Here is a 14,471-nt window from a genome sequence, read left to right on the forward strand (position 1 = left end):
TAGTTTAGTCATATCATTTGGCGCTCCAGACGATCTCTTCCCGATGTTCGTTCGATAACGTAATGCTGCCTGTCCATTGCAGGAAGGAAGGCTGAGGCAAGTACTGTGTATCCAGTAAAAACATCCGGTTTATGCGCTTGACGGTAATTTTGTAGGCTGGAGACGGTTTACCTACCGGAATTGCGAATACCTTGATCGCCTCCAGCTGCTCCTTGCTCGTGCCTGCCGGAAGTCGAATGGTTGTTGCGGCCGGCGCGTCCCGCTGGATCGACCACGTGTCCTCGTTTAAGTTGGACGGATACCATGTCGGATCGCCCTTTAGCTTGACTGCGACCGCGGTGCCGACCCATGCTTTGTCGTTCATATTGGCCGGAGAGGTGCCTTTTACCAGCTCCAAGTATAAATAATTGCGCGGATCGTCGATTTTGGATGCGGATTTGGCCTGTCTTGCATTGACCTTACCCTCGCGAAGCATTTCCAAGGCCGAAATCCGGTAGATCCACGGGTTCTCATCCATCATGAATTCCCGCGCCCGAACCCCGTCATACGTTGGGCTGGGATCCAAGAAGAATCGATAGCCGGTTGTCTCATTCACCTTCGTTACTTGCTGAACATTATTGTTCGCCGTTGAAGTGACGAGCAGCGGATGAGACCCTTCCTTCACCCCGGAAAAGGTTGATGTTTGGTGGTCTTCGCCTTGGTATGCTTCTGAGAGGAGATTGCCCTTGGCATCCAGCGTCACCCGGTAAAACCATTCGATATCCGTCGTTCTCCCCCATCGCGCCATCAGCGCAGGCGTGCTCGTTCCTCCATCCTCGTTCGACCAGATCATCGAATATTCGATGATGGTTGACGAGTCGGTTTTCGTTTTCTGGTGGTACATGAAGAGCGGTGTATCGGTGTAGTTATTTTCAAAGGGGCCGTCCACGTTCAGCAGGTTGCGTCCGTACAAGATCGGAGCATACCGGTACACGTCATAATCCGGGTGGCCAGGTCCGATCATCGTCGATGTCAGCTGCTCGATCTGCGGAATGGCGGTTTTCGAAGCGGACTTGTCCGGATTCGGATAGAGTTGAACCTTGTGACTGCCTTGCTCGACTTCACCTGCAGCCACTTTGTAAACAAACGCTTGCTCTCCCATAAATAAAACGATGTCTTCCTTATACACGCCATCCAGCAGGACGGAGATCGTGCTGGATTCGCTGCCCTTCATCCCCCACTGTGTAGCTGGAGCATGGGCCTTCACGTTCAGCAGCAGCTCGCCGGTCGAAGGCGCATCGAAGGTGTAGGTAGTTAATGGCGTCTGCCCGCTGAAGTCCGTAGGGAGTGAGCGCTGATATCGGGCGGCATAAACGACCAGAATTGCGCACAGCATGATCCCGACTAGCGCTGCGGCAATCCATTTGTTTTTGGGGCTGGCCGGCTTGGGGGTGGGGGGCTGCATGCTGCGTCCTCCTTTAATGACACCATATTAGGGGTGATAAGCAAAATTATACCAGTGGCTTCGGACTGGCTGCAATCAGTATCTAGCAAGCGGAGCTTACCCAAAAAAAGAATCACGCCTACGCGCGATTATCATACTGACATGATGATAATCGCGCTTTAAGCGTGATCCTCCAAAAATGAAAAGCGATACACTTGCTTCGGCCGACCCTTGGCTTGATTCTTTTGCTCGCCGGTCATCCGCACCAGCCCTGCGTCCATCCACTGCAGCAGCAGGCGGTGAACACTGCGCACCGTGACGCCAAGAATCCAAGCCAGCTCCTGGGCGGTATAGTCTGTCTGCCCTTTGCGTGAGACCTGCGCCGAGATTTTGCTGAGATAGGTCAGCGTCATGCCGCTGCCTTCCGCTTGCTTGATCAGCTCGGCATCGATCAACGAGGCATTCAGCTCCAGCGGCTCCGACATCTCCAGCGGTCCGATGACGCTTTTGTCCTCCCGCACGATGAAGCTGATATTGCCGCCGCTTTCCCTGGCTTGCCGAAGCGCTTGCCTAGCATTCGTACCGGCTTCATTGGCGGAACGTCCAAAGCCGACTCCCACGCTTAGCGTTAAGCCTAGAGCCTTCTCCGCCTCCCGAGCCAAGGGGAAATATTTGTACCCGCCAGTTTCCCGTTCAAAAATGCCGCGAGTCGTAATAAACAAATATTCATCCCCGCCCAGGTGCGTCAAGTGGCCGTCCAGCGATTCCACATAGCCAAGCAGCATCCGGTGAATGTCCAGCTTCAGCTTTTGCACCTCATGCTCGGAGCTCCGTTCACTGAACAGCTTCCCCCGATCATCCACGGTAATGATGCCGAGAACGATCTGCGACTCTTTGCTTTTGCGCGAGTCGGTGGACAATAGCGCCCGCTCCAGTCCAACGATCACATCCTGCTCGATGGGGACTACCCATTCGTTCGGAATGCCCAGCTCCGTCAGCGCCTCCGACACCGATCGAAAACCGGTCAGCGCTGCCGCAGTGACACCCTTGGCGTGAAGCTCGCGGTGATAACGAACCAGCTCCTCACGTGAATACGGATTCGGTCCGTTGTAGGTCAAAATGACGCCCGGCGTTTCTCCGAGCTCTTTGAACGCTTTGTCCACCATCGACTTGCTCAAGGTATCGACAGAGAGCGCCTCAAGATCGGCCTGTTTATTCAGTCGAAACAAGGCTCGATACAATCCCGTGCCCGTTAAAGGCAAATAATGCGCTGGAATGGTGAATTTCAGCTTCTCTTTGGCCTTCTGGTAAGGCAGAGGGCCGGAGAAAAATAACACCTCCGCCTCCTCCATCAGCTCCTTCGCAAGCTGAGGCGCGTCATCTTCATTCTGATAGGAGCGGATGATCGGCTCGAATGAGGGAAATGCTTTGAGCGCGGCCTCCATCTGCTCACCGAATCGTTCAGGGCAGATGACCCCGATGACAATGCCTTTTTTCCAATCGGCCGTTGTGCTTGTACTTATGCTAGTGTCCGACATGACGTTGTACCCCCAAAGCTTTGTGCTCATGGTCTTTTATTGTCCATTGTCCACGATCAATCTTCGGAAAGCAATAGCCGCCATCACGGAAGCGCCAAGCGATAAGCATTGTTCGTTGATATCGAACTTCGGATGATGCAAGCCGTAGGCCTCATGGGCATTCTCCGCAGGCCCGGACCCCAGCCAGAAAAAGCAGCCCGGCCGCTCGGTCACATAAAAGGAAAAATCCTCTCCTGCCATGGTGGGAGCCGCCTCTACTCTCCTAGCGCTGCCGATCAGCTCGTCCACGACCCGCTCCACATGAGTCACGTTCTCGCTGTGATTCACCAGCACCGGAGTTTGTTCGATGTAGCGCACACTTGCTTGGCAGCGGTATCCTTCGGCGATGCGCAGAATGATCCGCTCCAGCCGCTCACGCATCCCTCGTTGAACCTCCGGCGAAAAGGTCCGCACCGTGCCGGTCAGCTCACAGCGCTGCGGGATGACGTTATTCGCCTCGCCCGCGTGAATGCTGCCGATCGTCACAACGATCGGATCAAACGGGGACACCTCCCGACTCGCCGCCGTTTGCAAGCCTTGAATGATCGCTGACGCCGCCACAATGGGATCGACGGTCTGATCCGGGATCGCCCCATGACCGCCTCTTCCTTCCAGCGTGATTTCAATGCGATCGACGGAACCCATCAGGTTTCCGTGACGCGTCGCGATTTTTCCGGCCGAGAGCGTCGGCAGATTGTGCAGGCCGTAGATTTCGTCGACCCCTTCCAGCACCCCTGCTTCGATCATCGCCCTAGCCCCGGCATTGATCTCTTCCGCCGATTGGAAAATAAAACGGACGCTGCCTTCCAGCTCATCCTTGCGGCCTACTAAAATGCGTGCGGCGCCCAGCAAAATCGATGTATGCGCATCATGGCCGCAGGCGTGCATCACGCCTTCACGCTCGGATGCAAAGGCGAGCCCCGTCTCTTCTCGGATTGGAAGCGCATCCATATCCGCGCGCAGCGCGATGGTTCGGCCGGCGCGGCTGCCGACTAAGTCGGCCACGATGCCATGCCCGCCAACCCCGGTACGCACCTGCAGCCCCAGGGCGATTAACGCTTCGGCTACCCGCTGAGCGGTGCGGGATTCCTGGAAGCTGAGCTCCGGATGCCGATGCAGGTCCCGGCGAAACGCGATCAGCTCCTCCTCCATGCTGCTGCCCTCAAGAAGAAGGCGCTGCATATGCTCATATACTTGCTCCGTACGCATCATGTCCGCCTCCTCAAATGTTGAAGTGTTCCAACCCTTACTTTCGATATAGCTCCTTCATAATCCGCTTGCCCGTCGGCGTCTGCGCCAAGCCTCCCTTGGCGGTTTCGCGGTGCTTCTCCGGCATCGCCGTCCCGACCTCGTACATGACTTGGACGACCTCGTCCGACGGGATGACCGAGCGCACCCCGGCCAGCGCCATATCCGCGGCGGCCAAAGCATTTACCGCCCCGAAGCCGTTGCGGACAATGCAGGGGATTTCCACCAGGCCACCGACCGGATCGCAGATCAGGCCAAGGGTGTTCTTGAGCGCGAGGCCTACCGCATGAATCGCTTGCTCCGGCGTGCCGCCGCGCAGCTCCACCATGGCGCCTGCCGCCATTCCGATGGCGGAGCCGACCTCCGCTTGGCAGCCGCCTTCCGCACCGGAGACGAAGGAATTGTTGGCGATCACATAACCAATGGCACCAGCACAAAACAGCCCCCTAACCATGTGGTCGTCCTCCCAGCCGAACCGCTGCTGGCTGCTGACGAACACGCCGGGAATAATCCCACAGGAGCCTGCTGTCGGCGTGGCAATAATGCGCCCCATGGACGCATTCACCTCCGACACCGCTAAGGCGTAGGCCATCGCGCGGCAAGCCTCTTCCCCTACGGAAGCTGCTCCGGCATCCAGAAAGCTCATGACCCGCTGCGCATCTTTGCCCGTCAGCCCGCTGCGGGAGGTCGTATCCTCGGTCAGCCCCTTGATCACGGCTTCCTTCATAATTTGATAGTAGCTAAGCATCGTCGCAAACTCCTGCTCAGCACTTCGGCCTGACTCATGGGCTTGCTCCTGCAGCATCAGCTCTGAGATCGATAGCTGCTCGGTAACGCACAACGCCGCTAACTCCTTGAGGGCCCGGAATCTCATACATGTCCTCTTTCCGAGAGATCCACTCGAATGACTTCCCGGATCATCTCAAGGCCGTTCATTTCCTGCACTAGGGCATCCGAGATCGGAGCGTCGGCCTCAATCACCGTCATCGCGTCGCCCTCGCGGCCTTTTCGATCCAAGTCCATATACCCTATATTCATCTGCGCCCGCCCGAAAATGCTTGTAATCTCCGCAATCATCCCCGGACGATCCAGATGTGTGATGAGCAGCGTGGGATACACCCCGGAAAAAGTGACATCAAACTGATTCACATTCATAATTTCGATGTTCCCCCCACCGATCGACGCGCCCGTCATGCTGATGGATCGTTGATCGCCCTGAAGGGTGATGGTAGCCGTGTTGGGATGAGCCCCCTTGGCTTTTTTCGGGTGAAAAATAATTTTCATGCCCGCCGCCTCGGCATACTTCTCCGCTTTGGGAATCCGAGGATCGTCCGTCGCATAATCGAGTAGACCGCCGATCAGTGCCAAATCCGTCCCATGCCCGCGGTACGTGTCCGCGAAGGAGCCGAACAGCTCTATATCCGCCTGCGCAGGCAGCGCCCCGAAAATTTGCCGCGCCACCCGCCCGAGCCGCACCGCGCCGGCCGTATGGGAGCTGGACGGACCAATCATCGACGGTCCAATGATCGAGAACACATCTTTAAACCGCATCTCCCGGACCCCCTCATGAATCTAAGGATTAATCAGCCAGCCATTCACTCAAATGTGCACGCACAAATTCATTGTCATTCAAATGCGGATAATCACGGTACATCCGGTCGATTTCCTCCATCTGCCCTGGAGACAGCTCCTCCTTCGGATTGAGGCACCAGCGCCCCTGCAGCAGCCCCTGTCTTCTCAGCACCTCATGGATGCCGGGAATGCAGCCCTCGAAGTGATTCGCCGGGTCAAAAAACGCTGCGTTCGTCTCCGTGACTTCGATGTTTCTCGTCAGCCATTCGGCGGATAGCTCGCGGCTACCGCGAATCTGCTTGACTTCCTCCAGCAGCTCTACAGCCTTTTTCGTCCAAACCGCCCAGTGTCCCAGCAGCCCGCCGACGATCCGTTTTTCCACCGTGCGTCCCTCAACCTGAAAGCGGTACACGGTAAGCAAATCAGTTACGATATTATCATCATTCCCCGTATAAAGCGCAATCTCATCACACCGCTTCGAGTAGCAAACCGCCCGGACCACATCGATGGTTTGATAACGGTTGAACGGCGCCATTTTGATCGCGACGACACCGGGAATATTTACTAGCTGCTCCCAGAATGCAAAGCTGAAAATTCGCCCGCCGACCGAAGGCTGTAAGTAAAAGCCGAACACCGGAATGATCTCGGCCACCGCCCGCACGCGATCCAAAATTTGCGGCTCCTCCCAGCCCTGCAGTCCGCCCATGCTCAGCAGCCCAATGTCGTAGCCCTGACGCACCGCCAGCTCCGCTTCCGCGATCGCTTGCTCCGTAGGCCCGCAAATCCCGGCGATCTTGATAAAAGGCCGATCCAGCTGCGCGCGCTCCACTTCCTCCGCTGCCACCCGCAGCACAGGCTCCAGCAGGTTGATGTCCTTATCGCGGATCTCGAACTGGGTAGAGTGAACGCCGACTGCGATTCCACCTGCTCCAGAAGCTATATAATAGCGCGTCAAGGCGCGTTGATGCTTCTCGTCGAACTGCCGGTCTTCGTTCAGCGCCAGCGGATGAGCCGGAATCGCAAGCCCATCATGCAGCGCGGCCAGCATTGCGGGGCTTAACTCTTTTCGCTTCGTCATAGCTTAGAATTTCCCCTCCCGCTCCTGAAAATGAGTCGGCTTATTCCAAGTCAGACCATCCTGCGCAACCCATCCGGAAATCCAATCGATCATCTCCAGAATCGTCACCCGTGGATATCCGAACAGCTGGCTCGCTTTGGAGCTATTGCTGAGCAGCGCATTCTCCGATTCTTTGCCTACGAATACCGGTTCTTTGCCAAGTCTGGCTGCGAACTGCTCCGCCACCCAGCGCATCGACAGCGTTTCCGGACCGGTCACATTCACCACCGCTGGAGGCGTGCTGCACACCGTCAAGCTGCGAATCGCCATTTCGTTGGCATCCCCTTGCCAGATGACGTTTGCGTGACCCATCGTAAGATCGACCGGCTTGCCGGCTAGCACGGATTTAGCCACTTCCAGCAGCACGCCATAGCGCAAATCAATCGCATAATTTAATCGGTAAATCACCATTGGAATATCGTATTTATGTGAAAAATGCTCAAAAATCCGCTCACGCCCTAAGCAAGACTGGCCATACTCCCCATTGGGATTCGGAGCCATCGTTTCAGTCGCACCGCCTTGGAACACAGGAGTCAGAGGATACACATTCCCGGTGGAAAAGACGACGATGCGGGAATTCCGGTACTTTTCCGCTACGCGGCCTGGCAGGTACGAATTCATTGCCCATGTAAAATGCTCGTTGCCGGTCGTTCCGAACTTGTTGCCCGCCATGTAGATGATGTTTTTTACGTCAGGGAGCGCTTGCAGCTGCTGATCGTTGAGCAAATCCACAGGAATCGTGATCACGCCGTCGGCTTCCAGCTCTTCCTTCAGACCACCGGATGAAAATCGGGAGGCGCCGTAGACCTTTTTATCTACGCCTGCGGCTTTAATCGCATTCATGGCAAGTCTTGCGAGACTTGGCCCCATTTTCCCGCCTACGCCAAGCAGCATAATGTCCCCATCTAGCTCTGCAATCTCCCGGATTAGTGCCGCGGAAGGCTCCGCCAGCTTGTTTTCGAGCTCCTGAATCGTCTTCATATGTACCCTTCTCCTCTCGTTTTTCCAATCCATCCCACTGGATACCTTCATTGTATTTCAGTCACACATTTAAAGACAAGTCTTTTTGTCGTCCTTATATAGGTATTTGGCAGCCTCTCGGGTGCATAGGTCAACCCCCATTTTGCTAAAAACAATAAAAGAACCAAACTGCAAATCACCTATTTCGATGGAGGTCAACAAGATGAAAAAACGACAGATTTTGTGCTCCGCAATCGTGCTTTGCTCTCTTGGGTTTGCCCTGCCGGTTCAAGCCTATGATGATACGGCAAGGCCTGGAGCGAGCACAAATACAACGAGTACGGCTACGTATTCCAGCGGAAGCCAAGGGATCGGCACAAGCACCACCGGATATGGCAGCGACAGCCTGTTTGGCACTTATAATACGAATAACAAAGGGACGGTTCGCGGACTGTCCGATGGCATGGCGCTGCGGCCGCATCCGTACGGTGTGAATGACTATAACAATCGGCTTACGACGTATGCGACCGATACCACTCCCAAAAAGACGAATTGGAATTGGCTAGGTCTACTCGGCTTGCTGGGGTTATTTGGACTCGGAAGCCGGTCACGCACCGATACGCGGTAAGCTGAAAAAAGCCCCCGAGCGACCGCCTGTTCAGGAGGTTGTTCGAGGGCTTCACTATAAATGGTTCTGGTATGTTCCCGAGCACATCAGGGAATACTCACGCCATATCTATTCGTTTGCTTAAAAATCGAGGTGGCAACCGATGTCCTATGTTTGCGAAGTGTGTAACGGAATGACAGCCCTCACGGTGGAATGCCAGAGCTGCCATGCACCGGCTAATGATCAAGGAAAGCTGAGCGATTACTACGGCCCCTATTCACCTTATCGCCCCGCAGACGAGCTCAAAGCGGCGAACGGCTTCGAAGATCTGGCAAGCCACCAGTGCATCCATGTCGCCTTTTGCCCTCAGTGCGCGAATACCTTCTACTCGGCCGTCCAAGAGCAGCCTAATCCTTAAGCGCGAACGCGTGCGCGAAGCCGCTGAACATGCAGCAGTCTAGCGTACAATCCAGCCGCCCCGAAGGCGAGTCCTGTAATCAGCCCGATCCAATAACCAAACGCGCCGAGCGATGTATAATGCGTACAAATATACCCCAGCGGGAGCCCGATCACCCAATAAGAAACGAGCGCGACGATTAAAGTCACATTCACGTCTTTATAGCCGCGGAGCGCTCCCTGAATCGGCGCCGCAATCGCGTCGGACAGCTGGAAGAAGATCGCGTACAGCAGAAACTGCTGCATCAGCTCCAGCACATCCCGGTCTTTGGTGTAAATCCCAGCAACGGCATCGCTGAACAAATACAGAAACACCGCACAAACCACGGCCATCCCAATGGCTACGGACAGTCCGAGATAGCTGTACTGCCGAGCATCCTTGTACCGTCTAGCCCCCGCTTCAAAGCCGACGAGAATCGTAAGCGCGAAGGAGATGCTCATCGGCACCATGTACAAGAACGAGGCAAAGTTTATGGCCGCTTGATGAGCTGCGATCGTCACCGTATTAAATTCACTCATTAGCAATGTAACGGCAGCGAAAATACTCGTTTCAAAAAAGATCGCAAACCCGATCGGAAGCCCGATTTTAAGCTGATCCTTCCAAGCCGCAAACGAAATCCGATGCAGCTGCTGTATGATGCGATACTCCGAAAACGGCTTAAATTTCGTAATCACCCCAAACGCGATGAGGCAGACGACCCAATAGGTCAAAGCCGACGCCACACCCGCTCCTACGCCGCCCAAGTGCGGGAACCCCATTTTGCCGAAAATAAAGAAATAATTCAGCACCCCGTTCACCGGCAGCGAAATAAGCGTAATGCGCATCGTCATCCGCGTCTGTCCGAGCCCATCCATAAAGCTGCGCAGCACCGTATAAACGAACATCGGAAGAATCCCCGCTCCAATCGCGAACAAAAATCCATGTGCCGTTTGACGTACCGAATTCTCGAGTGTCATTGTATTCAGCAGCGGATTCACCACGAGCAAGCCCACGAGCATAACCGCCACCGAGAGGGCGACTGCCAAATATATGCCCTGCATCACGGTGTGCGGCACGGACGCTCTGCGGTTCGCTCCCACCAGCTGCGCCACCATCGGCGTGACGGCGAACAAAATTCCGTTCAGGCCCGTCTGAACCGGGATCCAAATGCTGGTGCCGATCGCGACACCGGCCAAATCGCCTGCGCTGGCATGCCCCGACATGAACGTATCAAAGAAGGTCATCCCGAACATCGTCAGCTGCGTAATTAACATGGGCATCAAAATCACAAAAAACTGCCGGGTTTTCTGCGGTAAAGTGTTAGTCTGTTTCATGATGTCAAAGTCCTCGTTTGCATAAGATCGAAAAAAAGTAACGTTCTCTATCATAGCAGAATTCGCGGCAAACACAACTTTCCGCCCAAAAACAAACGCCCCCGATCGATACACATCCACCTGAAGCTGCTGCTCCAAGCGACGCGACGAACGAGGACGCTCTGTTATAGGTATAAACTATAGATTAATTAACTGACCGACCACTTGGCTTGAATGCGGGCGCTCTCCACTTCTCTTTCCGAGAAGCCATCCAGAATCAATTGGTTTTTGATGCGTGCGGCGTACAATTCTGCGCGTTCTTCTAAATCAGGAGTATCTGCTAATTTGTAGCGTTCAGACATATACTTCACGGCATTGCTGAGTTGTCTGTCCCTATCCATGTCTCATCAGCTCCTGTGGTGTAGTGGGGTGCATCTTACTTTAGCGTATCCGCAATTCACTCGGCTGGCAATGAAAATATGAATATATTAACGATTTTTTAACCAATTCGACACGATCTGAGTCCATCTCCTTGAAATCGCCGCAAAATTACGGTACTGTACAAACCCATGCTTGTGCGCGTCGGGAGGGATGGCTATGGAATTCCAGCCGCTTTTGAAATCGTGTTCATTCTTGATCGATATGAAAAAAACGCCGGGTCCCCAGACCCGGCGCTTCTTATCGCATGCTCCATGCTATAGCTTGCTAATCACCTTGTACAACGCCTGCGTACCACTGTCTCCCTCGCCCATCGCGGCCAGCTGCTCGTAGAGCGAATGAGCCAACTTCAGACCCGGCAGCTCCAGGTTCATCTCCTTAGCGGACTGCAGCGCGATGCCCATGTCCTTAATGAAGTGCTTCACGAAGAAGCCTGGGGCAAAATTGCCGTTAATGATCCGCGGTGCGAGATTGCTGAGCGACCAGCTGCCGGCGGCGCCGGATTCGATGCTCTTAAGCACGGTGGACGGATCCAATCCCGCTTTCTCCGCGTAAACGATCGCTTCAACCACGCCCATCATGTTCGAGGCGATCGCGATCTGGTTGCACATCTTCGTGAACTGGCCTGCGCCAGCCGCGCCCTGAAGCACGATGTTCGTGCCCATCAGCTGAAAAATCGGCAGCACCGCATCGAAGGCCGCCTGCTCGCCGCCGACCATAATTGAAAGCCTTGCCTCGCGCGCACCGATATCTCCACCGGATACCGGAGCATCCAGCGCAGACAGTCCGCGGGCTTTCGCCTCCGACTCGATCCGTTTAGCCAGAGTAGGGCTGGAGGTCGTCATGTCGATCAAGTAGCTGCCTTGCTTCGCATGCTTCACGATGCCGTGCTCACCCAAGTACACTTCTTCTACGTCGCTCGGGTAGCCCACCATCGTAATGACCACATCCGAGTGCTCCGCCAGCGAAGCAGGCGAGTCATGCCACTGCGCTCCGAGCGCGAGAAGCTCCTCCGCCTTCGCTCGGGTCCGGCTGTAGACGTGCAGCTTGTACCCCGCTTTTTGCAAATGTCCGGCCATGCTCTTGCCCATAACTCCAGTTCCAATAAAACCAATCGATGTCGCTTGCGGATTCAGCACCATGTGTAAACGTCCTCTCTCCATCTATTGTTAAGCTTCCGATTGGGATAACGCTTGCCCCTCGGAGCCTCTTGCCAATGTAAATATTAGAAATCCGGCCACGCAGCACAATGCCGCTGATATCAGGATGGCCTCCATGGATACGCTGTGGATCAAGCTCGTACTAAGCAGCGGCCCAATCGTTCCCCGCACCCCAAAGAGCATCAAGTGCAGACCGAATACCACGCCTTCCCGCCCCTTGGCAATCTTGAAGACATAAGCCATACAGCCAATATCCCAGATGGCATCGCCCATCCCTTGAATTCCCCCGGCCAACAGCACTGCGGGATACGTCCCAATCAAGCTGTAAAGCAACGGTGGCAGCATATAAAAAGCCATGCCGAAGCTCAGAGCGACTCTAGGCGAGAAGCGGTCGATAACCCAGCCCATCACCAGGTACGCCACGAGCAAACAGGCATAGTAAGCCACACGAATATAGCCGATCTCCAGGTCCGTTAATTGCAGCTTGGATACCTGAATAATCGAGTAAAGTGGACTTGCCAGCATATTGCCAAAGCCGGATACCGTTGTCGCGGCAAGAAACATGATCAGCAGCGGACTCTGCTTAACTAAACGAAGCTGCTGGACGAACGTCGTTCTCTGCTTGACCTTCGAAGGAACAAAATCGGTTAAGGTCTTCACGCGGTTCAAAGCCAGAATCGAGCAAACGCCGGTTACGGACGCGATCAGCAAGGGCCCTGAGCTGCCTGCATGATCAATCCATAGACCGACCAAATACGCCAGCGGGATCATGAGCAGTCCCATAATAACGCGCACATTCCCCATCAGCCGGCCGCGCAGCGCAGCAGGATAAATCCGGGTCATGACGGAAGCATAGGTCGGTGCCTGAATGCCCATCAGCAAATGAAAGAGCAGCGCCGCCCCCACGAATACCCACGGATTCGGAAATATCGCGGGGAACACCACCAGCATCCGGGCAAAAAAGTTCGGGATTACGACAAACGGCTTCGGATCGCGATTTTCCGCCAGGCTTGCCCATAACGGAGAAGAGAGCAGGCCGATGGCCGGCGCAGCCGTCAGCAAGCCGACTTGGAAGTCCGAAGCTCCGTGACGCAGCGCCAATGGAACATAAAACTGATTGAAGACGACGTTAAATATACTGAACAGCGCCGCAGCCGTAAAATCCCATCGGAAATTACGCCAAGTCTCGCCATTCATCTGCAAGCCTAGAAAGGAAACCATTTTCTCACTGTTCATCGGAAGCTACCCCTGTTGTTTTCCATGATGAATCGGCATAGACGGATACCAGTGCGGTAAAGAGCGGCAGACTCCACAGAAAAATGCTGTAAGGCAAATACTGTTCCACCGGAAGCCCCACGAATGTGCTGCACAAGACGGCGAGCAAATTCCAAGGCACCATTGCGGCAAACACAGCGCTTGTATCGGCAATGACCCGAGCCAGCTGCGCCGTCCGGAATTGCTGCTTCCAGAATGGCAAAATATTGCGCCCGCACATCATGATCGGCAGCGTCTGCGTGCAGGAGATCAAGCAAAGGAGAAAGCCGAACACGCCGGTCTTGATCGTCGCAGCCGTTAAGCTGCGCAGGTGTCCGAGTCCTTTTTCGATGTACGCGCTGATCATCCCTGATTTCTCCATTATACCATTGAACGCCCCCGCGAGCACAATCAATGCGACGAGTGAGATCATGTGCAGCAAGCCTTTGCCTTGGGTCAAGGGGTGTACGCCGCCATACCAAATATCGCTCAGCCAATCGCCCAAAGCGACTTGTTTCAAAAAAGAGCCGACCCAAATTGCTGCGGCGCTCGAAAGCATGAAGCCGTACTTCGTTTTGAGACGCAGCAGGATCGAGCCCAGTAAGATCACAATTGGCGCAAGCAGCAAAATGGTCTGCCAAACGCTCTCTGAGGGTGAAACGATCCCCTGTGCGAAGCTTGCAGCCGTGCGATTCGCCCTCAGATCGAGCCACAAATAAAAGCCGAGCGAGCTAATCACTGCAGCCAAGGTGGTGGGGAGCATCGCCCGCCATTGCACGGGTACCGCTGTGTCCGTAGAGCTGGCGATCAGCTGATGCGCGCTCGAGAAAGGTGAGGTCCGATCACCGACAAAGGCGCCGGAAATGACCGCCCCTGCAATGAATGGAAGCGGAACCTGCAGATGAACGGCCATCCCGATCAGCGGAACGCCGACCGAGCTTAACGTCCCCGTCGAGGTGCCTAAAATCATGGATACGCACAGGCTGATCAGAAAGGACAACGCCAGCAAGTAGGAAGGATGGACAAACGCGAGCGCCCAGGCGATCATTTCGTCCAGCGTACCGCTGGCAGCCCAGCAAGGAAGAACGATGGCGACGAGCAGCAAGAGCCATATCACCTCTTTGGTGTGCCCGATGCCCTCCAGCATACTGCGGATAATGATGCCCGGGGATAGTCCTTTCATGAGAGACATCGCAATAAGTACAAGCAATCCGAATGAAAATCCGAAGGCCATCGGGATGTTGTAAGCATAAGCTGCGGCCAATCCAAAGATGGTGGTGGCCACGATGAGACTGAGCTGCCATATTCGAAGCATAATCTGAGCTGACTCCTTTTGTTTCATTCTGGATGTTGGAACCGTTGAAAC

Annotated in this window: 14 protein-coding genes; 2 read left to right on the forward strand and 12 right to left on the reverse strand. The window is 54.9% G+C overall.

From position 1 onward, the window contains the following. Positions 1-13: 13 nt before the first annotated feature. The 7 genes from FPZ49_RS07115 to FPZ49_RS07145 form a co-directional block, all read right to left on the reverse strand. A complete protein-coding gene (locus FPZ49_RS07115) occupies positions 14-1,444 on the reverse strand; it encodes a hypothetical protein (protein ID WP_144844991.1) in 1,431 nt (476 codons plus the stop codon). 158 nt (positions 1,445-1,602) lie between these two features. Further along, on the reverse strand, positions 1,603-2,961 hold the full coding sequence (locus FPZ49_RS07120) for a hypothetical protein (protein WP_144844993.1): 1,359 nt from the start codon (positions 2,959-2,961) through the stop codon (positions 1,603-1,605). A 36-nt stretch (positions 2,962-2,997) separates the two neighbouring features. After that, entirely contained in the window at positions 2,998-4,212 is a 1,215-nt protein-coding gene (locus FPZ49_RS07125; RefSeq protein WP_261381304.1) for a M20 metallopeptidase family protein, read from the reverse strand. A 34-nt stretch (positions 4,213-4,246) separates the two neighbouring features. Beyond that, positions 4,247-5,122, reverse strand: coding sequence for an L-serine ammonia-lyase, iron-sulfur-dependent, subunit alpha (gene sdaAA / locus FPZ49_RS07130; protein WP_144844995.1), 876 nt, complete (start codon positions 5,120-5,122; stop codon positions 4,247-4,249). Next, complete coding sequence (gene sdaAB, locus FPZ49_RS07135; RefSeq protein ID WP_144844997.1) at positions 5,119-5,799, reverse strand: L-serine ammonia-lyase, iron-sulfur-dependent subunit beta; 681 nt, start codon at positions 5,797-5,799, stop codon at positions 5,119-5,121. Before sdaAB ends, sdaAA begins: the two co-directional genes overlap by 4 nt. A gap of 28 nt (positions 5,800-5,827) precedes the next feature. Beyond that, the gene (locus tag FPZ49_RS07140) at positions 5,828-6,898 is read right to left on the reverse strand and encodes a dihydrodipicolinate synthase family protein (RefSeq protein ID WP_144844999.1); all 1,071 of its coding nucleotides are present in this window, start codon (positions 6,896-6,898) and stop codon (positions 5,828-5,830) included. A gap of 3 nt (positions 6,899-6,901) precedes the next feature. Next, on the reverse strand, positions 6,902-7,918 hold the full coding sequence (locus FPZ49_RS07145; RefSeq protein ID WP_144845001.1) for an NAD-dependent epimerase/dehydratase family protein: 1,017 nt from the start codon (positions 7,916-7,918) through the stop codon (positions 6,902-6,904). 202 nt (positions 7,919-8,120) lie between these two features. On the opposite strand from FPZ49_RS07145, the gene FPZ49_RS07150 reads away from it, so the two are divergent. Both FPZ49_RS07150 and FPZ49_RS07155 read left to right on the forward strand, forming a co-directional pair. After that, positions 8,121-8,525 (forward strand): WGxxGxxG family protein, encoded by a 405-nt coding sequence (locus tag FPZ49_RS07150; protein WP_144845003.1) that lies wholly within the window; start codon positions 8,121-8,123, stop codon positions 8,523-8,525. 142 nt (positions 8,526-8,667) lie between these two features. Further along, entirely contained in the window at positions 8,668-8,922 is a 255-nt protein-coding gene (locus FPZ49_RS07155; protein WP_144845005.1) for a hypothetical protein, read from the forward strand. On the opposite strand, the gene FPZ49_RS07160 is transcribed toward FPZ49_RS07155, so the two are convergent. The 5 genes from FPZ49_RS07160 to FPZ49_RS07180 all read right to left on the reverse strand — a co-directional run bounded on the left by FPZ49_RS07160 (position 8,919) and on the right by FPZ49_RS07180 (position 14,420). After that, complete coding sequence (locus tag FPZ49_RS07160) at positions 8,919-10,274, reverse strand: MATE family efflux transporter (RefSeq protein WP_144845007.1); 1,356 nt, start codon at positions 10,272-10,274, stop codon at positions 8,919-8,921. The genes FPZ49_RS07155 and FPZ49_RS07160 overlap by 4 nt on opposite strands. Positions 10,275-10,462: 188 nt before the next feature. Next, a complete protein-coding gene (locus FPZ49_RS07165) occupies positions 10,463-10,654 on the reverse strand; it encodes a hypothetical protein (RefSeq protein ID WP_144845009.1) in 192 nt (63 codons plus the stop codon). A gap of 294 nt (positions 10,655-10,948) precedes the next feature. After that, on the reverse strand, positions 10,949-11,833 hold the full coding sequence (locus FPZ49_RS07170) for an NAD(P)-dependent oxidoreductase (protein WP_144845011.1): 885 nt from the start codon (positions 11,831-11,833) through the stop codon (positions 10,949-10,951). Between the two features lie 27 nt (positions 11,834-11,860). Beyond that, positions 11,861-13,087 (reverse strand): MFS transporter, encoded by a 1,227-nt coding sequence (locus tag FPZ49_RS07175; protein ID WP_144845013.1) that lies wholly within the window; start codon positions 13,085-13,087, stop codon positions 11,861-11,863. Continuing rightward, complete coding sequence (locus tag FPZ49_RS07180) at positions 13,077-14,420, reverse strand: Na+/H+ antiporter NhaC family protein (protein WP_144845015.1); 1,344 nt, start codon at positions 14,418-14,420, stop codon at positions 13,077-13,079. Before FPZ49_RS07180 ends, FPZ49_RS07175 begins: the two co-directional genes overlap by 11 nt. Positions 14,421-14,471 lie beyond the last annotated feature (51 nt).

It is taken from the genome of Paenibacillus cremeus (genome assembly GCF_007786445.1).
GTDB lineage: Bacteria > Bacillota > Bacilli > Paenibacillales > NBRC-103111 > Paenibacillus_G > Paenibacillus_G cremeus.